Annotated in this window: 16 protein-coding genes and 2 riboswitches; of the genes, 7 read left to right on the top strand and 9 right to left on the bottom strand. The window is 64.2% G+C overall.

Annotation, left to right across the window (positions count from 1 at the left end; all coding sequences use genetic code 11):
- The first annotated feature begins 259 nt into the window (after window positions 1-259).
- Window positions 260-742 (top strand): CoA-binding protein, encoded by a 483-nt coding sequence (locus B0G77_RS06495; RefSeq protein ID WP_133661370.1) that lies wholly within the window; start codon window positions 260-262, stop codon window positions 740-742.
- A 42-nt stretch (window positions 743-784) separates the two neighbouring features.
- Here B0G77_RS06495 and B0G77_RS06490 read toward each other — a convergent pair whose 3' ends face one another.
- The gene (locus B0G77_RS06490) at window positions 785-1573 is read right to left on the bottom strand and encodes a transporter substrate-binding domain-containing protein (protein WP_133661369.1); all 789 of its coding nucleotides are present in this window, start codon (window positions 1571-1573) and stop codon (window positions 785-787) included.
- 223 nt (window positions 1574-1796) lie between these two features.
- Between B0G77_RS06490 and hemE the strand changes: the two genes are divergently transcribed.
- The 6 genes from hemE to B0G77_RS06460 all read left to right on the top strand — a co-directional run bounded on the left by hemE (window position 1797) and on the right by B0G77_RS06460 (window position 13167).
- Window positions 1797-2909 carry a uroporphyrinogen decarboxylase gene (hemE, locus tag B0G77_RS06485; RefSeq protein WP_133664055.1) on the top strand — a complete coding sequence of 371 codons (1113 nt, stop codon included), beginning with the start codon at window positions 1797-1799 and terminating at the stop codon, window positions 2907-2909.
- 433 nt (window positions 2910-3342) lie between these two features.
- Entirely contained in the window at window positions 3343-5586 is a 2244-nt protein-coding gene (locus B0G77_RS06480; protein ID WP_133661368.1) for a primosomal protein N', read from the top strand.
- A 167-nt stretch (window positions 5587-5753) separates the two neighbouring features.
- Entirely contained in the window at window positions 5754-7196 is a 1443-nt protein-coding gene (locus tag B0G77_RS06475) for a putative sulfate exporter family transporter (RefSeq protein ID WP_133664054.1), read from the top strand.
- The gene (locus B0G77_RS06470) at window positions 7193-7432 is read left to right on the top strand and encodes a hypothetical protein (protein ID WP_243750944.1); all 240 of its coding nucleotides are present in this window, start codon (window positions 7193-7195) and stop codon (window positions 7430-7432) included. Before B0G77_RS06475 ends, B0G77_RS06470 begins: the two co-directional genes overlap by 4 nt.
- Window positions 7433-7959: 527 nt before the next feature.
- Complete coding sequence (gene putA, locus B0G77_RS06465; RefSeq protein ID WP_133661367.1) at window positions 7960-11931, top strand: trifunctional transcriptional regulator/proline dehydrogenase/L-glutamate gamma-semialdehyde dehydrogenase; 3972 nt, start codon at window positions 7960-7962, stop codon at window positions 11929-11931.
- Between the two features lie 87 nt (window positions 11932-12018).
- A complete protein-coding gene (locus tag B0G77_RS06460) occupies window positions 12019-13167 on the top strand; it encodes a branched-chain amino acid ABC transporter substrate-binding protein (protein ID WP_133661366.1) in 1149 nt (382 codons plus the stop codon).
- 105 nt (window positions 13168-13272) lie between these two features.
- On the opposite strand, the gene B0G77_RS06455 is transcribed toward B0G77_RS06460, so the two are convergent.
- The 8 genes from B0G77_RS06455 to B0G77_RS06420 all read right to left on the bottom strand — a co-directional run bounded on the left by B0G77_RS06455 (window position 13273) and on the right by B0G77_RS06420 (window position 24486).
- On the bottom strand, window positions 13273-14991 hold the full coding sequence (locus tag B0G77_RS06455) for a thiamine pyrophosphate-binding protein (protein ID WP_133661365.1): 1719 nt from the start codon (window positions 14989-14991) through the stop codon (window positions 13273-13275).
- 148 nt (window positions 14992-15139) lie between these two features.
- A complete protein-coding gene (locus B0G77_RS06450; protein WP_133661364.1) occupies window positions 15140-16528 on the bottom strand; it encodes an L-serine ammonia-lyase in 1389 nt (462 codons plus the stop codon).
- 28 nt (window positions 16529-16556) lie between these two features.
- A complete protein-coding gene (locus B0G77_RS06445) occupies window positions 16557-17699 on the bottom strand; it encodes an alginate lyase family protein (RefSeq protein ID WP_133661363.1) in 1143 nt (380 codons plus the stop codon).
- A gap of 137 nt (window positions 17700-17836) precedes the next feature.
- Window positions 17837-20773, bottom strand: a complete 2937-nt coding sequence (gene gcvP, locus B0G77_RS06440; RefSeq protein ID WP_133661362.1) for an aminomethyl-transferring glycine dehydrogenase — start codon at window positions 20771-20773, stop codon at window positions 17837-17839.
- A 77-nt stretch (window positions 20774-20850) separates the two neighbouring features.
- Window positions 20851-21231, bottom strand: a complete 381-nt coding sequence (gcvH, locus tag B0G77_RS06435) for a glycine cleavage system protein GcvH (protein WP_133661361.1) — start codon at window positions 21229-21231, stop codon at window positions 20851-20853.
- A 63-nt stretch (window positions 21232-21294) separates the two neighbouring features.
- Window positions 21295-22413, bottom strand: coding sequence for a glycine cleavage system aminomethyltransferase GcvT (gene gcvT, locus B0G77_RS06430; RefSeq protein WP_133661360.1), 1119 nt, complete (start codon window positions 22411-22413; stop codon window positions 21295-21297).
- Window positions 22414-22493: 80 nt separating this feature from the next.
- A riboswitch (glycine riboswitch) is annotated at window positions 22494-22636 on the bottom strand.
- A gap of 33 nt (window positions 22637-22669) precedes the next feature.
- Window positions 22670-22772: riboswitch (glycine riboswitch) on the bottom strand.
- 167 nt (window positions 22773-22939) lie between these two features.
- Window positions 22940-23287, bottom strand: a complete 348-nt coding sequence (locus B0G77_RS06425; protein ID WP_133661359.1) for a hypothetical protein — start codon at window positions 23285-23287, stop codon at window positions 22940-22942.
- Between the two features lie 149 nt (window positions 23288-23436).
- Complete coding sequence (locus B0G77_RS06420; protein ID WP_133661358.1) at window positions 23437-24486, bottom strand: oxidoreductase; 1050 nt, start codon at window positions 24484-24486, stop codon at window positions 23437-23439.
- Window positions 24487-24630 lie beyond the last annotated feature (144 nt).

The following is a 24630-nucleotide window of genomic DNA, read 5'->3' as shown; positions in this document are numbered from 1 at the left end:
TAACAAAGTGTTTCAGGTTGTAACGCCCGCCAGATAAGGCTTTGCGGGATTTATTGCCGATCGGAAACGGATTTCCCGCAATTTTTACCGAATCAAGGCACCTCTTGCGCCGCCGCGCAGTGGACCGCTGATCTAATGCATACTGCGCTGTTTTCGGCGGGAAAGTTATAAGAAAAATCCGCACTCGAAACCGCCCGGACTCCAGTCGAATGGGGATTCACGCGGGCGCGGTTACGACCCTGACTACGAGACGATCACGATGAACGAACGTGCCACCTTACAGCGCATCCTTGAACGCGATCGCGTGATTGCGGTGGTTGGATTGTCGAACCGGCCGCATCGCCCGAGCTATTCGGTATCAGCCTACATGCAGTCGCGCGGTTACAGGATTGTGCCGATCAATCCCAAATACTCCAATGACACCGCCGGCGTGCTGGGCGAACGCTGCTTCGCGACGCTCACCGAAGCGGTGGCCGCACTGGCCGATGAAGGGTTGCCGATCGATCTGGTGAATGTATTTCGCCGGCCAGAAGAGGTGATGCCGGTCGCTGACGAGGCCGTCCGGATCAAGGCTCGATCACTGTGGCTGCAACTCGGCGTGATCAACTACGTCGCCGCTGAACACGCCGAGGCGGCGGGCCTCGATGTCGCGATGGACCTGTGCGTGAAGGTTGAGCACGCGCGTATTCTCGGTGCCACGCACCACCAGGATTCGCCGGCGCCGCGTATTCTGCGGCCCTGACGAACCCGCTCACGCCTTATCCCGACGGCACGAGCGCCTGCCTTACTTCAGCCATTTGTCCTGGATCGCCTGATACTCGCCGGTTGCGCGCGCAAGGTGCAGCCACTGGTCGACATACTGCTGGAAGGCCACGTCGCCGCGCGGCACCAGCCATGCCTTTTCACCGTACTGGAACGGCTTGTCCGGATGAACCGAGCACAGGCCCGGATTCAGCTTCTGTTGCAGCAGGGTTTCGGATGCGTCCGTGACCATCACGTCGGCCTTGCCAGCAAGAATCTGTTTGAACACCGTCACGTTGTCCGGGTAGACCGTCAGGTTCGCGTGCGGGAAAAACTGCTTCGCGAATTTCTCATTGGTGCCGCCCGGATTGACGATGACGCGCGTGGACGGCTGGTCGATCTGCGCGACGGTCTGGTACTTGCTGACGTCGTCACAACGTACGATCGGCGTTTTGCCGTCGATCATGTACGCCTCGGTGAAGAACGCACGCTTTTGCCGGTCGAGCGTGGTCGATACGCCGCCGATCCCGATGTCGCATTTAGCGACGAAGTCGTTCATCAGGTTTGACCACGACGTCTTGACGAACTCCGCCTTAACGCCCAGCGAGTGCGCGAGCGACTCGGCCATGTCGATATCGATGCCTTCGAACTGGCCGTCCGGCTTGTAGAACGAGTACGGCTTGTAGTCTCCGGTCGTGCAGGCGCGCAGCGTGCCGCTCGCGATGACTTCGTCGAGGCGGGATGCGGGCGCGCTCGTGGCACTGGCCGTCTGGGCGTGGGCAGCGCCGGCGCAGAGCAGGGCGCCGAGCAATGCAAGTGCGGCTTTCTTCATCAGGTCTCCTTGAACGCGGTTGATTGACTGGTATGGCCGTTGATCCTAGTCCGGTAATTCGGGCTTGATAAGTCAGGTCGGATTCCCAAGATGGCGAGTTCGCGCCGCGTCGAACGGTTTCGCTGCGGCACCGCAAAACCGCACAGCGTTTATTGCCGGCATCGAGCACGATGCGGGCAGCGGCGTCCGGTAAAATACCCCTTTGCCTTCCGTCGCCCGCAACGTGGTCAATACTCTCCTGAACGACACCTTCCTGCGCGCGCTCATGCGCCAGCCGACCGAGTACACGCCGATCTGGCTGATGCGCCAGGCGGGCCGCTACCTGCCGGAGTACAACGCCACGCGCAGTCGCGCGGGCAGCTTTCTCGGCCTCGCGAAGAATCCCGATTACGCGACGGAAGTCACGTTGCAGCCGCTCGATCGTTATCCGCTCGACGCAGCGATCCTGTTTTCCGACATCCTGACCATTCCCGACGCGATGGGTCTCGGCCTGGATTTCCAGGCCGGCGAAGGTCCAAAATTCGCCCGCCCGGTCCGCACCGAAGACGACGTTGCGCGGCTCGCGGTGCCGGACATCGATGCGACGCTGCGCTACGTCACCGACGCCGTCAGCCAGATCCGCCGTTCGCTGGTCGATGCCCAGGGCCGCCAGCGCGTGCCGCTGATCGGCTTCTCGGGCAGCCCATGGACGCTCGCGTGCTACATGGTCGAAGGCGGCGGCTCAGACGACTTCCGCACGGTGAAGTCGATGCTGTACGCGCGTCCGGATCTGATGCACCGCATCCTTGAGGTGAACGCGAAGGCCGTTGCCGCCTATCTGAACGCGCAGATCGAAGCGGGCGCGCAGGCTGTGATGATTTTCGATACGTGGGGCGGCGCGCTTGCCGACGGAATCTATCAGCGTTTCTCGCTGCACTACATCCAGCAGGTTGTCGCGCAGCTCAAGCGCGAACACGATGGCGTAAAGGTACCCGTGATCACCTTCACGAAGGGCGGCGGCCTGTGGCTCGAAGAAATCGCCGCGACTGGAGTCGATGCCGTTGGACTCGACTGGACGGTGAATCTCGCGAAGGCGCGCGAGCGTGTGGCGGGCAAGGTTGCGCTGCAAGGCAATATCGACCCGTCGGTACTGTTCGCGCCGCCGTCGACGATTCGCATTGAGGCGCGTGCGGTGCTCGACAGCTACGGCAACCACCCTGGCCATGTGTTCAACCTGGGCCACGGAATCTCGCAGTTTACGCCGCCGGAGCATGTCGCCGAACTGGTCGACGAAGTGCACCGTCACAGCCGCGCGATTCGTGCCGGTCACCTCTCCGCACCCGCTTCCCCGACGTGACAGATTTGTTGCGCTGCGGTGAACTGGGCTCTCGGCCTAAGGATGAAAAGCGGGTAGAGGGGCCGTCGCGCGGCCTTCCTGCAGTTGTCAAGACTTGACTTATGCACATTCGTCTCGTTGCGGCGCAGTAGAGGGGGGCATCACTGTTTTGTGCCCGCAAGTTGCATGCGCATTCGTTCTCCGCCTTGACTGGCAAGGCTTCTGGCGGTTCGCCGGGAAATGTGCGGAAACCCACAGAACGACGGCGCGGCGCGGTTTTCCGGCCATCCAGGCAGAGTTCTCAACAAAGTTATCCACAGGCGTTCGGGCTCATTGCAATTGTTCAGCGGAATCCAAAACTTAGCGTGGAAAGCGAAGTTTTACTTTAACTTCGAGGCTGGCCGTCGCGCCCGTGTGGGTCACCGGTCTTTTGCCATTCCGGAGCGCTAGCCACTTGAACAGTGTTTTTGTCCGCGTCGCGCTGGATCACCCACTGCCGACCCTCTTCGACTACCGGTGTGACGTCATCCCGCCGCCAGTGGCGGGCATGCTCGTCAGTGTGCCGTTCGGCAAGCGGGACACGGTTGGGCTCGTCCACAATGTGACCGCTCAAAGCGACGTGCCGGCTGAGCGCGTCCGGGCGGTCAATGCTGTCTGCTCCGCCTGTCCGCCACTGTCGGCGGAGTGGCTCGCACTCGCTGCATTCGCCGCGGATTATTACCAGCGCGGCCTCGGCGAGGTGGCGTTGCCCGGCTTGCCGCAGGCGTTGCGCGATGCCACGCGCTGGAGCCGCCTGCTCGCGCCGGAGGAGCGCTACCGGTTGCTGCCCGCTGGGCGAGAGGCGTTGCCCGGCGCGTTGCCGGCACGAGCGAGCGCGCTGCGACGCCTTGCCGATGCCGTCATCGAAGCCGGCTCGCTACTGGCCGCCGATGCCCGTGCCCTTCACCCCAAGGCGATTGCGACGCTCGATTCATGGCAGGAGCAAGGCTGGGTCGCGCTAGACGTCATCGTAGCGGCGGATGTGCGCGAAGCTGGAGCCCAGGAATCATCGCCCGTAGCGCTGCCCACGTTGACCGACGAGCAGACCGCTGCCGTCGAGGCGATCGGTGCCGCTGACGGCTTCGCTCCCTTCCTGCTGCATGGCGTGACGGGCAGCGGAAAGACCGAGGTGTATCTGCGCGCCCTGGCCGAACTGCTCGCGGCGCAACCGGACGCCCAGGCGCTCGTCCTCGTCCCGGAGATCAATCTCACGCCGCAATTCGAGGCCGCGTTCCGCGCCCGCTTCGCGGCGCTCGACCGTGGCGCGATCGTCACGCTGCACAGCGGCCTTGCCGAAGGCGAGCGCGCCCGGCACTGGTTCGCCGCGCACACGGGCCGCGCACGCATTGTGCTGGGCACCCGGCTCGCGGTGCTGGCGTCGCTGCCGAAGCTGGCGATGATCGTCGTCGATGAAGAACACGATCCGGCGTACAAGCAGCAGGAAGGGTTGCGCTATTCAGCGCGCGATCTCGCGATCTGGCGCGCCAAGCAGCTTGGCATTCCGGTCGTGCTCGGCTCGGCGACGCCGTCACTGGAAAGCTGGTGGCAGGCCGATCAGAGCCGCTACACGCGGCTCACGCTGTCGCGCCGCGCCGTGGCCGAAGCGGTGTTGCCGGCGATCAAGCTCATCGACCTGGAAGAGGAGCATCGACGCGGGCGAGCTTCAGTGGATGGCTTGTCCGGGCCGTTGATTGCGGCGCTCAAAGCGCGTCTTGAGCGCGGCGAACAAAGCCTCGTGTTTCTCAACCGCCGCGGCTACGCGCCCGTGCTGTCGTGCGAGGCCTGTGGCTGGGTGGCCGGCTGTCCGCGTTGCAGCGCGTACGTCGTGCTGCACAAGCCGGAGCGCGCGATGCGCTGCCATCACTGCGGGTGGGAGTCGCGCATTCCGCGCTCGTGTCCGGATTGCGGCAACGTCGATATCGCGCCGCTCGGACGCGGTACCCAGCGCGTCGAAGAAACGCTGGCCGCGGCGGTTCCGGGCGCGCGTGTGCTGCGCATCGATGCCGACAGCACCCGGCGCAAGGGCAGTGCGCAAGCGCTCTTTTCGGACGTGCACGCGGGCGAAGTCGACATCCTTGTCGGCACGCAGATGATTGCGAAAGGGCATGATTTCCAGCGCGTGTCGCTGGTTGGTGTGCTCAATGCCGACACGGCGCTGTTCTCGCACGACTTCCGGGCGAGCGAGCGGCTGTTCGCGCAGCTGATGCAGGTGAGCGGTCGTGCTGGCCGTGCCGGGCTGCCGGGAGAAGTGCTGGTGCAGACGCGCTATCCGCGCCACGCGCTGTATCACGCGCTGGCCCGGCACGATTACGTCGGCTTTGCGAAGTCGCAACTCGCAGAACGCCGCGATGCCCATCTGCCGCCCTTCGTCTATCAAGCGCTGTTGCGCGCCGAGGGCCGCACACTCGAGGCTGCGCTGGCGTTTCTCCAGCAGGCGGCGGCCGTTCTGTCAGAGATCCCGGCGGCCGAACGTGTGACGGTGTATGACGCCGTGCCCCTGACGATCGTCAAGGTGATGCACGTGCACCGCGCGCAGCTGTTGATCGAAAGCGCCTCACGAGGCGCGCTGCAGGCGACCTTGCACGCCTGGCAACCCGTGTTGCGCACGCTCAAAGGGGTGCTGCGCTGGAACCTCGAAGTCGATCCGCTCGACATCTGATGCGATCGTGCTCGTAAATCCCTTTAAGTCATAAGGATAGAGCGAAAGGTCGTTTCGTTTTCCTCATGCGCTCGACTATATTTCGCCGGATCGGCGCGGCATTTCTCAACAATCTCACTCCGACCAACTGCTTCGCGCCGACGCACCTCAACTTCCGGGGCATTGCGATGAGCGATACCAACCACAGCTTGCCGTCAGGCGGGCATCCAGCCAATACAGACAAGGATCGCGGCGCCCACGTGACGCACCGCGGCGGCGGTCTCTTTTCAACTGAAGACTGGTGGGCAGTCTGGGTTGGCCTGCTGGTCATTGTGATCGCCTGGGCGCTGTTCGCTTCGGGCAGCAGTATCAAATGGCTCGCAGTGGCGCCCGCCAGATGGTCGAGCATCGGCGCAGCGGGTGCGGATTTCGTCAAACACCTGCCGAACTACGTCGCGCTTTTCCTCATGTTCGCCGTGCTGTTCGGCGTGAGCCTCGCGGCGCTCCGACAGAAGGTCGCGCATTTCCTGCCGTCGTTCCTGATCCTCTTCATCGCGTCGGTGTTGATCTTCCATCTTGGGGCGTGGGTGAACGCGGCGAAGTACAACCTGGAGCCGCCGCTGGTTGCGCTGGCGCTCGGGCTCGTCATCTCGAACGTGTTCCGCTTGCCGGAATGGTTTTCCGCGGGCTTGCGCGTCGAGTTCTACATCAAGGTTGGTATCGTGCTGCTCGGTGCAACCTTGCCCTTCACGCTGCTGGTGTGGGCCGGGCCTGTGGCGGTCGGGCAGGCGACCATCGTGTCGCTGGTCACGTTCTTCGTCATCTTCTTTGCCGCCACGGCATTCGGTCTCGACAAGCGCTTCGCCGCCGTGCTCGGTGTAGGCGGCGCCGTCTGCGGCGTATCGGCGGCGATTGCGATTGCCGGTGCGGTGCGTGCGAAGCGTGAGCAGGCATCGGTGGCGATCACCCTCGTGATTCTGTGGGCGATCGTGATGATCTTCGTCTTGCCGTTCGCGTCGCGCTCGCTCGGATTGTCGACGGGCGTGGCCGGCGCATGGATCGGCACGTCAGAGTTTGCCGATGCGGCGGGCATCGCCGCGGCGCAGGCTTACGGCGACTTTGCGAAGAGCGCGGCGGACTCGATTGCCGGCGCGCCTGAGGCATCGCTGCAGGCGTTCACGCTGATGAAAGTGGTGGGCCGCGACATCTGGATCGGCATCTGGGCGTTCCTGCTGGCCATCGTTGCGACGACGCGCTGGGAAACCGAAGACAGCGGCGTCAAGGCAAAAGCGAACGCGGGCGAAATATGGGCACGCTTCCCGAAGTTCGTGATTGGTTTTGTGATCGCGTCGGCACTCGTGACATGGATCGCGAGCCACTATTCGCTCGCAGACTACCGCAAGGTCGTCACGCCGGAATTCGTCGCGCCGATTACCGCGCTGCGTACGTGGGCGTTCATCTTCTGCTTCTTCAGCATTGGGCTCACGACACGCGTGCGCTCGCTGACGGCCACGGGCATCAAACCGTTCCTCGCGTTCACGGCGGGCGTGGTGGTCAATATCGCCATCGGCTACGTGCTGTCCGCGCACGTGTTCGCGTCGTACTGGAATAGCCTCGGGCAGGGGTCGTGAGCAAGGTCTCGCGCGGCATCGAAGATACCGCCGCGTTCCTCGCCGCGTGCCGTCCCTGCTGCGCGGGGTGCCGGCACCGTGCGGACGATCGACATTCGCTGGAGCAGAGCATTCCTGGCCTCGCGGTATTCGGTTCAGGCTTTGGCGCCAGTGTTGCGGCGAGCAGGCTGTGTCGTCTGCACGACCGGCTTGTTTCGCCCGACGACACCTGCAGCCAGTTCACCCCAACTGACTGATCTCGTGCGGCCTCGCGCGTTCGCGCAGCCAGTTCACACTCGCAGCCTGGTGCGCAACGCAGGGACACATCCTGCCCCGCCGCAGACAGCTCAGGACATATCCTTCGCCGGACTCTCCGTCCCCGTGTTGATGCGCGCGGGTTCGATCCGCTTCTCCGCTGAACATGACGCGCCGCGGATAAAAAAGACTGCGCACAGCGCGCACATCATCCAGATTCCGCTTACCACCAGCCACTTTTCCATTTCGCCCGCCTTTTTATCGCGCACCAGGTCCCGGGTGCATGACTGTATATCGGCGCGAGCGGCGATTCGATAAGGGTATGGGCGAAAAGATTATTCCCAGGGAAAACACCGATCGCAACCGGGCGCAGCCCGCGCCGCGCCGACCGGCGCAAAGCCCCGCCACGTAAGGCCCGACGAAGGGTGCAACCTATCTCAGAATGCGGTTGCACCTTTTTATTTGGAGGCGTACGATTCGGCCAACTTTCTAGTCTTTTCGCCGATGTCAATCGGCATTCGAAGGAAACATGGCGAGCACTACTCTTGGCGTCAAAGTCGACGACCTCCTCCGTTCCCGGCTGAAAGAAGCCGCCACGCGCCTCGAGCGCACGCCGCACTGGCTGATCAAGCAGGCCATCTTCGCGTACCTCGAAAAGATCGAACATGGCCAGCTGCCCCCTGAACTCTCGGGTTTGAACGGCTCGACCGATCTGGCCGACGGCGCGGCCGTCGAGTCGGACGAAGAAGGTGCGTCGCATCCGTTCCTCGAATTCGCCCAGAACGTGCAGCCGCAATCGGTGCTGAGGGCGGCGATCACGGCGGCGTATCGCCGGCCGGAGCCGGAATGTCTGCCGTTCCTGCTCGGCCAGGCGCGTCTGCCGGCCAATCTCGCGGGCGACGTCGAGGCGCTGGCCGCGAAGCTCGTCGAAACGCTGCGCGCCAAGAGCAAGGGTGGCGGCGTCGAAGGGTTGATCCACGAATTCTCGCTGTCGAGCCAGGAAGGCGTCGCGCTGATGTGTCTCGCCGAAGCGCTGCTGCGCATTCCGGATCGTGCGACCCGCGATGCGCTGATCCGCGACAAGATCAGCAAGGGCGACTGGAAATCGCATGTGGGTCAGGCGCCGTCGCTGTTCGTCAACGCCGCGACGTGGGGCTTGATGATCACCGGCAAGCTGGTGACGACCAATAGCGAAACGGGGCTTTCGTCGGCGCTCACGCGTCTGATCGGCAAGGGTGGCGAGCCGCTGATCAGAAAGGGTGTCGACATGGCGATGCGTCTCATGGGCGAGCAGTTCGTCACCGGCGAGAACATCTCCGAAGCACTCGCCAACAGCCGCAAGTACGAAGCACGTGGCTTCCGCTATTCGTACGACATGCTCGGCGAGGCGGCGACAACCGAAGCCGACGCACAACGCTACTACGCGTCGTACGAGCAGGCGATCCACGCGATCGGCAAGGCCGCGGGAGGCCGCGGCATCTACGAAGGCCCGGGCATCTCGATCAAGCTGTCGGCACTGCATGCACGCTATTCGCGCTCGCAGCAGGAACGCACGATGAACGAGCTGCTGCCGCGTGTGCGCTCGCTCGCGATCCTCGCGCGTCGCTACGACATCGGCCTGAACATCGACGCCGAAGAAGCCGACCGCCTCGAACTTTCGCTCGATCTGCTGGAAGCGCTGTGCTTCGATCCGGAGCTGGCCGGCTGGAACGGCATCGGTTTTGTCGTGCAGGGCTACCAGAAGCGCTGCCCGTTCGTGATCGATTACCTGATCGATCTCGCGCGCCGCAGCCGCCATCGCATCATGGTCCGGCTGGTGAAGGGCGCGTACTGGGATACGGAAATCAAGCGTGCCCAGGTGGATGGCCTCGAAGGCTATCCGGTGTACACCCGCAAGATCTACACGGACGTGTCGTACCTCGCCTGCGCGAAGAAGCTGCTCGGCGCGCCCGATGCGGTCTATCCGCAGTTCGCGACCCACAACGCGCATACGCTGTCGGCGATCTATCACCTCGCGGGCCAGAACTACTATCCTGGCCAGTACGAGTTCCAGTGCCTGCACGGCATGGGCGAGCCGCTGTATGAAGAAGTCACCGGCCGCGACAAGCTGAACCGTCCGTGCCGCGTGTACGCGCCGGTCGGCACTCACGAAACGCTGCTCGCGTACCTCGTGCGCCGTCTGCTGGAGAACGGTGCGAACACGTCGTTCGTGAACCGCATCGCCGACGAAACCGTGCCCATCAAGGACCTGATCGCCGATCCGGTCGAAGAAGCGTCGAAGATCGTGCCGCCGGGCGCACCGCACGCGAAGATCCCGCTGCCGCGCCACCTGTTCGGCGTGGAGCGTGCCAATTCGATGGGCCTCGACCTGTCGAACGAACATCGGCTGGCGTCGCTGTCGTCGGCATTGCTGGCGAGTGCGCATCATCCGTGGCGCGCGGCGCCGATGCTCGAAGGCGATGAAATCACTGGTGGCACCGCACGTGACGTGCGGAACCCGGCCGATCATCGTGACCTCGTCGGCACGGTCGTCGAAGCGACGCCTGAGCACGTGAGCGCCGCGCTGTCGCACGCTGTCGCCGCCGCGCCGATCTGGCAGGCGACGCCGGTCGAAGCGCGCGCCGATTGTCTCGCGCGCGCCGCCGATCTGCTCGAAGCGCAGATGCACACGCTGATGGGCCTGGTCGTGCGTGAAGCAGGCAAGTCGCTGCCGAACGCCGTGGCGGAAATCCGCGAAGCGATCGATTTCCTGCGCTATTACTCAACACAGATTCGCACCGAGTTCTCGAACGATACGCATCGTCCGCTCGGTCCGGTCGTGTGTATCAGCCCGTGGAACTTCCCGCTGGCGATTTTCATGGGCCAGGTGGCCGCGGCGCTCGCCGCCGGCAATACTGTGCTCGCCAAGCCTGCCGAGCAGACGCCGCTGATCGCCGCGCAAGCCGTTCGCATCCTGCGCGAAGCGGGCGTGCCGGCGGGTGCCGTGCAGCTGCTGCCGGGTAACGGCGAAACGGTCGGCGCCGCGCTGGTGGCCGATGCGCGTACGCGCGCCGTGATGTTCACCGGCTCGACGGAAGTCGCGCGCCTGATCAACAAGACGCTGTCCTCCAGGTTGGACGCCGACGGAAAGCCGATTCCGCTGATCGCGGAAACAGGCGGCCAGAACGCGATGATCGTCGATTCGTCGGCGCTCGCCGAGCAGGTGGTCGCGGACGTGCTGCAGTCGTCTTTCGACTCGGCCGGTCAACGGTGTTCCGCGCTGCGCGTTCTCTGTCTACAGGACGACGTCGCCGATCGCACGCTCGAAATGCTGACAGGTGCGATGGGCGAACTGGCGGTGGGCAATCCGGATCGTCTGTCGATCGACGTCGGTCCGGTGATCGACGCGGACGCGAAGCGCGGCATCGACGCGCACATCGCGGCGATGCGCGAGAAGGGGCGCAAGGTCGTTCAGCTGCCGATGCCGGAAGGCTGCGCGCCGGGCACATTCGTGCCGCCGACGCTGATCGAACTCGACAGCATCGACGAACTGAAGCGCGAGGTGTTCGGCCCGGTGCTGCACGTGGTGCGTTATCGCCGCAGTGCGCTCGACAGGCTGCTCGACCAGATCCGCACGACGGGCTACGGCCTGACGCTCGGCGTCCACACGCGGATCGACGAAACGATCGCGCATGTGATCAGCCGCGCGCATGTGGGCAACATTTATGTGAACCGCAACGTGATCGGTGCGGTGGTGGGTGTACAACCGTTCGGCGGCGAAGGCCTGTCGGGTACGGGCCCGAAAGCGGGCGGCGCGCTGTACCTGCAGCGCCTGCTGGCGAAGCGTCCGGCCGGTTTGCCAAAGTCGCTCGCAGCGGCGCTGATGGTCGATGCGCCATCTCCGTCCCAGAACGGGCCGTCCCAAAACGGGCCGTCCCAAAACGGAATCGGAATCGGCGACAATCCGTCTTCCGCGCTGACGGCACTGCGCGACTGGCTGATCGGCGAAGGACAGCCGGCGCTGGCGGCGCGTTGCGACGGTTATCTGTCGCACGTGCTGGCGGGGGCGACGGCGGTGTTGCCGGGGCCGACCGGTGAGCGCAACACCTATACGCTGGGCGCACGTGGCACGGTGCTGTGCGTGGCGTCGACCGCCGGCGGCGCGCGTGCGCAGTTCGCGGCCGTGCTGGCGACGGGCAACCGCGCGCTCTTCGAAGGCGCGGCAGGCGAGCAGCTGGTCGCCGCGTTGCCCGCAGGGTTGAAGCAATATGCAAGCGTGCGCAAGAGCGCCGATGCTGCCTTCGATGGAGTGCTCTTCGAAGGCGACAGCGACGAACTGCTCGCGCTCGTCAAGGAAGTCGCGAAACGTCCGGGACCGATCGTCTCGGTGCAGGGCGTGGCGGCACGCGCGCTGGAAGGCGGCGATGAAGATTACGCACTTGAACGTCTGTTGACGGAACGTTCGGTCAGCGTAAATACGGCAGCAGCAGGCGGCAATGCGAATTTGATGACGATCGGCTGAGCGAACCTCGACGGTCAATTCAATAAAACGGAAGCGGCACGGCGACCCCGAAGCCGCTCCACTTACACCTGGTACCATGGAGAAGCTATGCAACACACGATGAAAGGGCTGGCAGGCGCGACGCTCGTCGCGGTCATGTCGCTGGCGGGGACCGCACAGGCGCAACAGTCTGAAGACGTGAAGATCGGCTTTGCCGGTCCGATGACGGGTGCTCAGGCGCACTACGGCAAGGACTTCCAGAACGGCATCACGCTGGCCGTGGAAGACATGAACGCAACGAAGCCGGTGATTGGCGGCAAGCCGGTTCGCTTCGTGCTGGACGCAGCCGACGACCAGGCCGACCCGCGCACGGGTACGACGGTCGCACAGAAGCTCGTCGACGACGGCATCAAGGGCATGCTGGGCCACTTCAACTCCGGCACGACGATCCCGGCATCGCGCATTTACGCGAACGCAGGCATCCCGCAAATCGCGATGGCGACCGCACCCGAGTACACGCAACAGGGCTTCAAGACGACGTTCCGCATGATGACCTCCGACACGCAGCAAGGCTCGGTGGCTGGCACGTTCGCGGTGAAGAACCTGGGTGTGAAGAAGATCGCGATTGTCGACGACCGCACGGCTTACGGCCAGGGTCTGGCTGACCAGTTTGAAAAGGCGGCCAAGGCAGCGGGCGCCACGATCGTCGCGCGCGAATACACGAACGACAAGGCTGTCGACTTCAAGGCGATTCTGACGAAGCTGAAGGCGGCCAACCCGGATCTGGTCTACTACGGTGGTGCGGATTCGCAGGCAGGCCCGATGGTCAAGCAGATGAAGACGCTTGGCATGAAGTCGCCGCTGATGGCTGGCGAAATGGTCAAGACGGACACGTTCGTGAAGATCGCGGGCGACTCGGCAAACGGCACGGTGGCTTCGCTGGCTGGCCTGCCGCTGGACGAAATGCCGGGCGGCAAGGACTACGTCGCGAAGTACAAGAAGCGCTTCAACGAGGATGTGCAGACGTACTCGCCGTACGCTTACGACGGCGCGATGGCCATGTTCAACGCGATGAAGAAGGCGAACTCGACGGATCCGGCAAAGTACCTGCCGCTGCTCGCGCAGACGTCGATGCCGGCAGTGACGTCGAAGGACCTCGCGTATGACCCGAAGGGCGACCTGAAGAACGGCGGCATCACGCTGTACAAGGTTGTCGACGGCAAGTGGACGACGCTGCAAAGCGTCGGCGGCAAGTAAGCAGTTCGATGCTTGCGCGTTCCGCGCTGCTGGAAGTTAAAGAGCCCCGCAAAAGCGGGGCTTTTTTATCACCGTGTGGCACTGCCACGCCAAGGGCGCCGCAAATTACGTTTCCCCGCGCATTCTGCGACCCTGCTCGCGGATCTGTTCGAGCGTCGCGCCGGGCGTACTTGCTTCCTGCGGCATGCGGATCTCGATCAGCGCGGCGCGCCTCGCCGCCCGTGCCCGTTCGAAGGCAGGCAGGAAATCCTCAGTCCGCTCGACCAGTTCACCATGCGCGCCAAACGAGCGCGCGAACGCCACGAAATCCGGATTCGTCAGACCCGTGCCGTGCACGCGCCCCGGATAGTGCCGCTCCTGATGCATGCGGATCGTGCCGTAGTGGCTGTTGTTCACGACGATGAAGATCACGTGCAGATCGTATTGCATCGCCGTGGCGAGTTCCTGGCCGGCCATCATGAAGCAGCCATCGCCTGCGAGCGCGACGACCGCGCGGTCCGGATACATGGATTTCGCCGCGATCGCGGCCGGCACGCCGTAGCCCATGGCACCGCTCGTCGGCGCAAGTTGCGAGCGGAAATGCCGATACGAAAAATGCCGATGCAGCCAGGTTGCGTAGTTGCCCGCGCCGTTCGTGAGGATCGCGTCGTCTGGGAGATGGGCACGCAACTGCTGGATGACTTCGCCCATCTGCACGCCGCCAGGGATCGTGCAGGGCTTGCGCCAGTCGAGATACGCGCGATGTGCTTCTTCCGCCGAACCGACCCAGGCGGGCGTCGCCGATGGTTTCAGTTCAGCCAACATTTCGGCAAGCTCAGGCATGCCCGAGACGATCGGCAGATCGGCTGCATACACCCGCCCCAGTTCTTCCGCGCTCTGGTGCACGTGCACGAGTGTCTGTTTTGTCTTCGGGATATCGAGCAGCGTGTAGCCGTTCGTGGTGGCCTCGCCCAGGCGCGGGCCGATGGCGAGCAACAGGTCCGCATCGCGGATGCGCTGTGCGAGCGCCGGATTGACACCCAGGCCGACGTCGCCCGCATAGTTCGGGTGTTCGTTGTCGAGCGTGTCCTGATAGCGGAACGCAAGCCCGACCGGCAACTGCCAGTTCTCGACGAAGCGCCGGAAATCGGTGCACGCCGTCGTGGTCCAGCCACTGCCGCCCGCGATTACCATCGGCCGCTTCGCGCCTTCGAGCAACTGCCGCAACTGTCCGATCTGCGCCTTCGACGGCGACGCGGCAACGCGGTGATACTTCGGCGCGCCGGGGACGACGGGACATACATCGCTCAATACGTCTTCGGGAAGCGAAAGAACGACGGGTCCGGGCCGGCCCGACGTCGCGGTATGAAACGCATGGCTCAGATATTCGGGAATGCGGCGCGGGTCGTCGATCTGGGCAACCCATTTCGCCATCTGACCGAACATGCGCCGGTAGTCGATTTCCTGGAACGCCTCGCGATCGAGGTGCTCGCGCGCGCACTGGCCGATCAGCAGGATCATCGGCGTCGAATCCTGAAACGCCGTGTGCACGCCGATCGAAGCATGCGTGGCGCCCGGTCCGCGCGTAACGAGCGCGACACCCGGCCGGCCAGTCAGCTTGCCGACGGCTTCGGCCATATTGGCCGCTGCCGCTTCATGGCGGCAGACGATTGTCTGGATGCGTTCAGTTTCGTCGTGCAGTGAATCAAGTACAGCAAGAAAGCTTTCGCCGGGCACACAGAAGACGCGTTCGACGCCATGCGTCAGCAACGCATCGACGACGAGCCGTGCGCCGGTGGTGGAGCGGGTGGAGTCGGTGGAATCTGAAACGTTCGGCAGCGGCATTGCGAAGAAGCCTCCAGTCTGGTCTCTGGTCGGAAGAAAAAGGCTCCGACAGCTTACGCCGACTGGCCGCCCGATGTCACGGACCGAGGCTTGCGCAGCGCATCAACGGGAAGCGCGCTGGCGCGCTGGCCTCAATAGATGAACCGCCTCAGCATTCGACGATATTGACCGCCAGCCCACCGCGCGACGTTTCCTTGTACTTGGTCTTCATGTCGGCGCCGGTTTCGCGCATCGTCTTGATGACGGAGTCGAGCGACACGTAGTGGCTGCCGTCGCCGCGCAGCGCCATCCGTGCCGCGTTGACCGCTTTCACGGAAGCCATCGCATTGCGTTCGATGCATGGAATCTGCACCATCCCGCCGACCGGATCGCAGGTCAGGCCGAGATTGTGTTCCATGCCGATTTCAGCGGCGTTCTCGACCTGCAACGGCGTGCCGCCCATCACGGCAGCGAGCGCGCCCGCCGCCATCGAGCACGCGACACCCACCTCACCCTGGCATCCCACTTCGGCGCCGGAGATCGACGCGTTCAGCTTGTACAGGATGCCGATCGCGGCGGCGGTCATCAGAAAATCGATCACACCCTGCTCGTTCGAACCCGGCATGAAGCGCGTGTAGTAATGCAGCACCGCTGGAATGATGCCTGCGGCGCCATTGGTCGGCGCAGTGACGACGCGGCCGCCGGCAGCGTTTTCCTCATTGACCGCAATCGCGTACAGATTGATCCAGTCGACCATCGAAAGGGGATCGCGTAACGCCAGTTCCGGATTGCCCGAGAGCGAGCGATAAAGCTGCGGCGCGCGCCGCTTCACCTGAAACGGGCCCGGCAGTGTGCCATCCGCATCCGGATTGCCGATGCCGCAGCCACGGGCGACACACGACTGCATCACGTCCCAGATCTTCATCAGACCTGCGCGCGTTTCCTCTTCGGTATGCCAGACGCGCTCGTTTTCCCACATCAGCTGCGCGATCGACTTGCCCGTCGATGCGCACATCGCGAGCAATTCGTTGCCGGTGCGAAACGGGTGCGGCAGCTGCTCGACGGCGCTCATCACCTTCGTATTCGGCGCGCCTGCGGTCACGACAAAGCCGCCGCCTACCGACAGATACGTCGCTTCGCGCAGCGTTGCGCCCTGTGCGTCGAACGCGTGGAGCTTCATGCCGTTCGGATGCTCGGCGAGCGCCTGACGATAGAACGCGATGTGCTCCTTTTGCACGAACGGAATATCGTGCTTGCCGAGTAGCGCGAGCGTGTGCGTCGTGCGAATCGCTTCGAGCCGTTGCGCGATCGTGTCCGGATTGACCGTATCGGGCGCGTCGCCGAGCAGGCCGAGCATGACACCGCGATCCGTGCCGTGGCCTTTGCCGGTCGCGCCGAGCGAGCCATACAGCTCGCACTTCACTGACGCGGTAGCGTTCAGCAGCCCGTCACGTTCGAGCCCCTGGGCGAACATCAAGGCCGCGCGCATCGGACCAACGGTATGCGAACTGGACGGACCGATGCCGATTTTGAAGAGATCGAACACGCTGACTGCCATTACTGCTCCTGCATATAGAAAGATCGGTTTAGCGCGCCGCTAGCGGCAGGCACACGGCGAGCCACGCGGGCGGCGTCGGTGCCAGTTGCAGCGCGACCGGCGTGTAGCGCCCGTCGAGCCGCGCGGCGAGGTGAAACAGTTCCGTTGCGTTCTTCGGATCCCACTGACCCGAAAAGCCGGGCAAGCCCGCTTCGCGACGTTTCGCATCGAATGGCACCTCCGAATGCGCAAATTCTTCATGCGTCTTCGTGCCCATCGCGTACGGCATCAGCCAGTCCAGCGCCGCGGCCAGCGTTGTGCCGTTTGGCGCTTTTTCGTTCAGCCAGTTGCGGTTGTGGCGGCGCGCGGCGAGCGCGGCTGTCACGAGTGGCTGGAGATCGTAAGTCACGTAATGCAGCGCATCACGCTCGGCGAAATCGATGGTCGAGCCGTCTGGCGCGATGTTGTCGCCGATGTGCTCCACGAAGAGACGCTGTGCCGCATTGATCATCTTGCGGTTGTCGAGGGTGAACGCCGCCATCGCAATGAGTTTGACCCGATGACTCTGCCAATTGTTTCGGAACGTGCCTTTCAGCGGTCGAGGTTGCGCGTCGATCTGTGCGATGTAGCCATTTGCGAATTTCGTCAGGAACGCCATCGTTGCGTTGCGAGTTTTCACGGGCAGCGCGCTGGCGGTCATGTCGTAGGCGAGGATGAGGCCTTCGAAACGTGTTTCGTCGATCGGGTTGAAGTTCGGCTGATAGGTCGTCACCCACGCGTACAGCAGGCGGTCGACCAGTCTCAGGAATCGGTCGTCGCTGGTTGCACGCCACGCGAGCGCGGCATCGCGAAGCAGATCGAGATCCTTTTCCGCTTCGACGCTCTGGTCGTAAATCCCTTCGTGCGGTAACGTTCCTTCGGTATGCAGCTTCGGAAGCGCTTGCGCCGGATCGTTCAGATGCGCCAGCACATTGGCGACCAGCGCCTTCACGCCAGGATCGGCATTCGTACGTTCGCTGGTTTGCAGTGCGGGCGCTGCACAGAAATTCATCGCTGCGCGCGCTTGCTGCAGCGGCAGCATGAGCGAGCCGCAGGCCACGAGCAGGGTGGTCAGTGATGCGCTGGCTGACCGTCGCGAGCGCACCCCCGTTGCGTTTATCCGGCGTTGCATCAATCGCACCTTTCGCGCCATGCGAAACTCCTTCGTTAGGCTCATTTGGTGTGTGATGTTAGCCGTTCCGGGGCGCGAACGACAGAATTGCACGCTGGCCACGTGCTTCCCACGTGCTGTCATCAGACAGCACGTGGCTTAAGACAGCGACGTCGACCTTACGCGTAATCCGCCACCGGCACGCACGAGCAGAACAGGTTGCGGTCGCCGTAGACGTTGTCGGCACGGCCAACCGGCGGCCAGTACTTCTTCGCGACCAGCGACGGCAACGGATACGCGGCGGTTTCACGCGAATAAGCATGCTTCCAGTCGTCGGCTACGACGACTGCCGCGGTGTGCGGGGCGTGCTTGAGCGGATTGTCCTCACGATCGCCGCGACTTTCCTCGACCGCGCGGATTTCCTCGCGGATCGCGATCATCGCTTCGATGAAGCGGTCGAGTTCTTCCTTCGATTCCGATTCGGTCGGCTCGACCATCAGCGTGCCCGGCACCGGGAAGCTCATGGTCGGCGCGTGAAAGCCGTAATCCATCAACCGCTTGGCGACGTCGTCGACGCTGATGCCGCTCGTTTCCTTGATCGGACGCAGATCGAGGATGCATTCGTGTGCGACGAGTCCGCCCGGGCCCGAATACAGCACCGGGTAGTGCGGCGCGAGTTTCTTCGCGACGTAGTTCGCGTTGAGGATCGCGGCTTCGGTGGCGGCGGTGAGGTTCTTCGCGCCCATCATCGCGATGTACATCCACGAGATTGGCAGGATCGAAGCCGAGCCGTAAGGCGCGGCCGAAACGGCGCCGATGCCGTTCGCATCGCGCTCATAGCCCGACGACGTCTGGTTCGGCAGGAACTTCGCAAGATGCGCGCCGACCGCGACCGGACCGACGCCCGGTCCGCCGCCGCCGTGGGGAATGCAGAAAGTCTTGTGCAGGTTCAGGTGCGACACGTCGCCACCAAACTGGCCAGGCGCCGTGAGACCGACCATCGCGTTCATGTTCGCGCCGTCGACATAAACCTGACCGCCGTGCGCATGCACGATCTGACAGATTTCGCGGACGTTCTGCTCGAACACGCCGTGGGTCGACGGATACGTGATCATGATCGCCGCGAGCTTGTCAGCGTGCTGCGCGGCCTTCGCCTTCAGGTCTTCGATGTCGACGTTGCCTTGCGCGTCGCAGGCAACCACGACGACCTGCATGCCGGCCATCTGCGCCGAAGCCGGGTTGGTGCCGTGCGCCGAAGCCGGAATCAGACAGACGTTGCGATGACCTTCGCCGCGCGAAGCGTGATACGCGTGGATGATCAGCAGGCCGGCGTATTCGCCTTGCGAGCCGGCGTTCGGTTGCAGCGAGACAGCGGCGTAACCGGTGGCGGCGACCAGCATCTGTTCGAGCTGATCGATCATTTCGCGGTAGCCGACGGTTTGTTCTGCCGGCGCAAACGGGTGAATCTGACCAAATTCCGGCCACGTGACCGGCAGCATTTCCGACGTCGCGTTCAGCTTCATCGTGCACGAGCCGAGCGGGATCATCGAGCGGTCGAGCGCGAGGTCCTTGTCCGACAGGCTGCGCAGATAGCGCAGCATTTCCGTTTCGGAATGGTGACGGTTGAATACGTGGTGTGTCAGGTACGCGCTCGTGCGTTCGAGCGAAGCCGGCACCGACGAAGCGTTCGACGCGCTCAGTGCGGCGTCGAGTGCGTCGACTTGCGGGACGTCGCTGGCAAATGCCGCCTGCGCGAACGCGGCCAGCAGATCGGCAAGATCGCTGCGTTTCGTGGTTTCATCGATCGAGATGCCGACGCGCGTGTCGCTCACATGGCGCAGGTTGATGCGCTTGGCCGCTGCGGCGTCGAGCAACGCCTGGGTGCGTGCGCCGGTTTCGAACGTGAGCGTATCGAAGAAGGTGTCGTTGACGAGCTTGTAGCCGAGCTGCTTCGCACCTTCGGCGAGCAGGGCGGCGATGCGGTTCACGCGCAGCGCGATCGTCTTGAGTCCGCGCGGGCCGTGGTAGACCGCGTACATGCTCGCCATGATCGCGAGCAGCGCCTGTGCCGTACACACATTCGAGGTCGCCTTTTCACGGCGGATGTGCTGTTCGCGCGTCTGGAGCGCAAGACGCAGCGCCGGATTGCCTTGCGCATCGACGGTCACGCCGACGAGACGGCCCGGCATCTGACGCTTGAATTCGTCGCGCACGGCGAGATAGGCCGCGTGCGGACCGCCGAAACCGACCGGCACGCCGAAGCGCTGCGAATTGCCGACGGCAACATCCGCGCCCCATTCGCCCGGCGGCGTGAGCACGGTGAGCGCGAGCAGGTCGGCGGCGGCGACCACGTGGCCACCCGCCGCGTGGATCGCGTCAGCCAGCGCGCGGTAGTCGCGCACATCGCCGTTCACGCCCGGATATTGCAGCAGCACGCCGAACGCATTCGCGCCCGCGGCGTCGGCGGCCGGGCCAACCTTCACCTCGATACCGACCGGCTTCGCGCGTGTCTGCACGACTTCGATGGTTTGCGGCAGCACGTCGTCGGCGACGTAGAACACGTTCGACTTCGGCTTGCCGACGCGTTGCAGCAGCGTCATCGCTTCGGCGGCGGCGGTGGCCTCGTCGAGCAGCGAGGCGTTGGAAATCGACAGGCCGGTCAGGTCGATGATCATCTGCTGGAAGTTCAGCAGCGCTTCCAGACGGCCTTGTGAGATTTCCGGCTGGTACGGCGTGTACGCGGTGTACCACGCCGGATTTTCGAGCACGTTGCGCAGAATTACCGTCGGCGTGTGCGCGTTGTAGTAACCCTGGCCGATGTAGGAGCGGAACACCTGGTTCTTGTCCGCCAGATCGCGCAGCGCGGCCAGCGCTTCGGCTTCGCTCTTCGGCTGGGCGAAGGGGCCGAGCGGCAGCGGTTCGCTGCGGCGGATCGTCTTCGGAATGACCGCGTCGATCAGCGCGGCGCGCGATGCGAAGCCGAGCGCTTCGAGCATCGCCTGCTGATCGGCGGAATCCGGGCCGATGTGCCGTTCGGCGAAGGCGTCGTGCACTTCGAGCGCGGCGAGCGAGAGAGGGGTGCGGTTCATCAGACGATCCGGGTGTTCGAGCTTCATGGGTGTTCCTGGTGGTGCGGCCGTCCCGTGTGCTGGACCGGCCAGCCGGGTGGAGGCCGCACCTGACGGTTAAAGAATTACGCGCCGATGGACTTCGAGTAGGCGTCGGCGTCGATCAGACGGTCGGTGGCAGCGCCAGCGGCCGGCTTGATCTTGAAGAGCCAGCTTTCGTACGGTGCGCCGTTGACGGAGTCCGGCGTGTCGGCGAGCGAAGTATTCGCTTCGACGATCTCGCCTGCGACCGGTGCGTAGATGTCCGAGGCGGCTTTCACCGACTCGATCACCGCGACGGCGTCGCCGGCGGCGACGGTCTTGCCGGCTTCCGGCAGTTCGAGGAAAACGATGTCGCCGAGCGCTTCCTGCGCGTGGTCGGTGATGCCGACCGTCAGTGTGCCGTCCGCTTCAGTGCGGACCCATTCGTGCGATTCGGTGTATTTCAGATCGGCCGGGATGCTCATCGGATGCTCCTGTTGCGTATTGTTTGTATTGCTGGAAAAGGGGGACGCGCGCGCCGGTCCGGCTCAGGCGACGAGCACTTTGCCATTGCGCACGAATGGCAGTTTTACCACGCTTGCGGGCAGGGCTTTGTCGCGGATCTGCACGTGGACGACGTCGCCCGGCTGCACACCCTTCGGCACGCGCGCGAAGGCGATCGATTCCTGCATGGTCGGCGAGAACGTGCCGCTCGTGATTTCACCGTCGCCGTAGGGCGTGACGACCTTCTGATGGGCGCGCAACACGCCGCCTGCCTTGCCGTTTTCCTTCTGCAGGATCAGGCCGACGAACGCCGCTTGCGAGCCTTCAGCCTCCAGTTTCGAGCGGCCGACGAAATTGCGCGGGTTCACCAGATCGACCGTCCACGCGAGGCCGGCGTCGAGCGGCGAGACGTCGTCGTCCATGTCCTGGCCGTACAGATTCATGCCTGCTTCGAGGCGCAGCGTGTCGCGCGCGCCGAGGCCCGCCGGGCGCACGCCGTTGCCGGCAAGCGCGTTCCACAGCGCTTCGACGTGGGTGGCCGGGACGATGACTTCGAAGCCGTCTTCGCCGGTGTAACCGGTGCGGGCGACGGTCAGCTCGCCAAAAGCCGTATCGGCGACGCGTGCTGCATTGAAGGGTTTCAGCGATTCGGTGGCGGCGCGCGCGTCCGGTACGGTTTGCCAGACTTTTTCGCGGGCGTTCGGACCTTGTACGGCGACGATCGCGAAGTCGCGGCGCGGCGCAATCGTCAGACCGTAGCCGCCTTCGGCATTGAGCTGGTTGAACCAGGCGATGTCCTTGTCCGCCGTGCCGGCGTTGACGACCACGCGGAAGTGGTCTTCGCCGAAGTAGTACACGATCAGATCGTCGATCACGCCACCGTTCGGGTTCAACAGACACGAATAGAGCGCGCGGCCCGGCGTCTGCAGTTTGGCGACGTTGTTCGCGAGCGCGAATTCGAAGAAGGCACGCACCCGCTCGCCCGTGAAGTCGACGACGCACATGTGCGACACGTCGAACATGCCCGCATCGGTACGCACCGCGCGGTGTTCGTCGATCTGCGAGCCGTAGTTGACGGGCATGTCCCAGCCGCCGAAATCGACCATGCGCGCGTTCAGCGCGCGGTGGGTGGCGTGGAGCGGGGTGTGTTTGAGTTCGGTCATGGGGCCTCGGGCGTCTCGCGAAACAAAAAAGGCCATGCGGCGAAAATCCTCGCGGCCTCGTGCCTGCGAGCGATTCGATGCATGACCCCTCTGTCCTCGATACCTGAGAGATTGCGCTGCCGTGAGCCGGTCGTTGACCGGCGACGACGAACGCGCGCCCCTTCGGTGGGCAGCCTGCCGGTCTTATCACGACGGGCTACTGCCGCTCTCCAGAGTGCGAAAAACCGGTGCCTGCCATTGCGTTGCAGACGGGTTCTTCGACGCGGTCGGTCCTTTTGCCTGAGAGTTTGCGGGTGTGCCCCTTCGGCGGCGCTGGCTGCGTGTGAACAACAGACGGCGCGCTCTCCCGACGCGTGCGGCGAATGTACGCGAGGCCCCGGGGCTTGTCAAATTGCGACACGTGGGGCGCGTGGGCGGTGCGTGAGCCGGCGACTGCGTCAAAAATCGCGCCTGTAGCGGGAACGAAAAAGGGCGCGAGGAGTGCCTCGCGCCCTTCCTTAAGCTGCCGTGCAGCAATCAGGCATTTTTAGCCGATTGCGTGTGCCGCGGAATCGAGTTCCTGATTCAGGACGCGCTGTTCGTCGCCGGACAGGCCGCCGCCGTGTTGCGTCGCCATGTCGTGTGCTTCCTGGCGGATCACGTCGAGGCGGTGATGGAATGCGCCACCTTGGGGCGGCGGATAGTAGCCCTGATTCACCCGCACGTCGACGCGGTGGCTCAGGTTATCGATGCGTTCATTGACCTGATCGAAGCGCTGCACCGCCATTTCGTGTCCATTAGGGCGCGGCTGGGCGGTCTGCTGCGGAGTGACAACGCACGCAGCCAGTGAGCAAACCAGCGCGCAGCAGGCGAGTGCGCGAAGCAAACGAGGCATTCCATTCTCCCTTTAATTGAGTTGATACGGTCTAGAACGCCGGGCCCGCCTCGTTCGATGACTGCCCGGCTCGTTTGTAGCGATTGATTCCTTGCGGGATCGTCGGGTGGTGCTCAGGCGATGCTCATGCGACACCCCCGCCGGACGCATCACCCTGCGCGGCTGAACGGCAGCCGACGACCTTCTTCGGCGCTCTGGTTGGCCAGCTCAATGATCGTCATGACGTCGACCGCATCCCCGGCGCTGACCGGGAACGGCACGCCGTCGTGGATCGTCGCCGCGAGCGAGCGGTAGAAATCGGCGTACGCGCCGTCGCGCGTCGGCAGCGGGCGTTCGACTTCCTGATCGCCGTCGAGCAGGCGCAGCACGCCCGGCTCGTTGCCGGCGCCAAACTCGACATGGCCCGGCCGCAGCCCCGCCTTCAGCTGGTCTTCCTGGGTGTCGAGGCCGTGCTTCACATAGCTGCCGCGCGTGCCGTGGATCGCGAAACGTGGCGGCGCGATGGCCGCCAGGGCGCTCGCATGCAGCACCACTTCGTGCTCCGCATAGCCGAGTTGCAGATGAACGTAGTCCGGCGCGCTGCCTTCGTCGCGATGGATTTTCACGGTCGCGTTCACCGTCTGCGGCACGCCGAAGAGCGTCAGCGCCTGGTCGATCAGATGCGGGCCGAGATCGAACAGCAAACCGCCACCGCGCGTCGCGTCCTCGCGCCAGCGCTGCCGGACGTACGGGCGGAAGCGGTCGAAATGCGACTCGTAATGCGTGATCCGGCCAAGCTCGCCGCCTGCGACGAGATCGCGCACGGTCAGGAAGTCGCCATCCCAGCGCCGGTTGTGGAAGGGGGCGAACACGAGATTTTTCTGACGTGCGAGGTCGGCGAGGGTGCGGGCTTCGGCTGCAGTCAACGTGACGGGCTTGTCGACCACCACATGTTTGCCCGCTTCGAGCACCCGCTTCGCCATGTCGAAATGCGTGTCATTGGGCGTCGCAATGACGACGCATTCGATGTCGGTGAGCGCGAGCAGTGCGTCGAGGTCCGGCACGATCGCCGCCTGGGGATAATCGGCACGGGCCTTGTCCGGCTGGCCCGTTGCGATCGCCGCGACGCTCGCGCGGCCGCAATTGTCGATGACGGGCGCGTGGAACGTCGCGCCGGCGAATCCGTAGCCCATCAGACCGGTTTTCAGCGATGAAGTCATGCAAGCTCTTCCTGCAAAAAACGGCGCGCGGCGGGGGCGGCGCGCAACGCCCTAATTGTGGCACGGGCAGGCGCCGGTCCGGGGGCACTCTCGATGAAGGCGCGCCTGGCCGGTGTTTCCTGGGTGGCTTGGCTACAGCGAGAC

It is taken from the genome of Paraburkholderia sp. BL10I2N1 (assembly GCF_004361815.1).
Classification (GTDB): domain Bacteria; phylum Pseudomonadota; class Gammaproteobacteria; order Burkholderiales; family Burkholderiaceae; genus Paraburkholderia.
The sequence above is the reverse complement of the archived record's forward strand: the minus strand, read 5'-3'. Positions and strand labels throughout refer to the sequence as shown.

Coding starts and splice junctions, on each gene's coding strand:
- gcvT (WP_133661360.1), bottom strand. CDS start 22,413: ATGACCGAACTCAAACACACCCCGCTCCACGCCACCCACCGCGCGCTG.
- B0G77_RS06455 (WP_133661365.1), bottom strand. CDS start 14,991: ATGCCGCTGCCGAACGTTTCAGATTCCACCGACTCCACCCGCTCCACC.
- B0G77_RS06475 (WP_133664054.1), top strand. CDS start 5,754: ATGAGCGATACCAACCACAGCTTGCCGTCAGGCGGGCATCCAGCCAAT.
- B0G77_RS06495 (WP_133661370.1), top strand. CDS start 260: ATGAACGAACGTGCCACCTTACAGCGCATCCTTGAACGCGATCGCGTG.
- putA (WP_133661367.1), top strand. CDS start 7,960: ATGGCGAGCACTACTCTTGGCGTCAAAGTCGACGACCTCCTCCGTTCC.
- B0G77_RS06460 (WP_133661366.1), top strand. CDS start 12,019: ATGCAACACACGATGAAAGGGCTGGCAGGCGCGACGCTCGTCGCGGTC.
- B0G77_RS06490 (WP_133661369.1), bottom strand. CDS start 1,573: ATGAAGAAAGCCGCACTTGCATTGCTCGGCGCCCTGCTCTGCGCCGGC.
- B0G77_RS06450 (WP_133661364.1), bottom strand. CDS start 16,528: ATGGCAGTCAGCGTGTTCGATCTCTTCAAAATCGGCATCGGTCCGTCC.
- gcvP (WP_133661362.1), bottom strand. CDS start 20,773: ATGAAGCTCGAACACCCGGATCGTCTGATGAACCGCACCCCTCTCTCG.
- gcvH (WP_133661361.1), bottom strand. CDS start 21,231: ATGAGCATCCCGGCCGATCTGAAATACACCGAATCGCACGAATGGGTC.
- B0G77_RS06445 (WP_133661363.1), bottom strand. CDS start 17,699: ATGGCGCGAAAGGTGCGATTGATGCAACGCCGGATAAACGCAACGGGG.
- B0G77_RS06420 (WP_133661358.1), bottom strand. CDS start 24,486: ATGACTTCATCGCTGAAAACCGGTCTGATGGGCTACGGATTCGCCGGC.
- B0G77_RS06425 (WP_133661359.1), bottom strand. CDS start 23,287: ATGCCTCGTTTGCTTCGCGCACTCGCCTGCTGCGCGCTGGTTTGCTCA.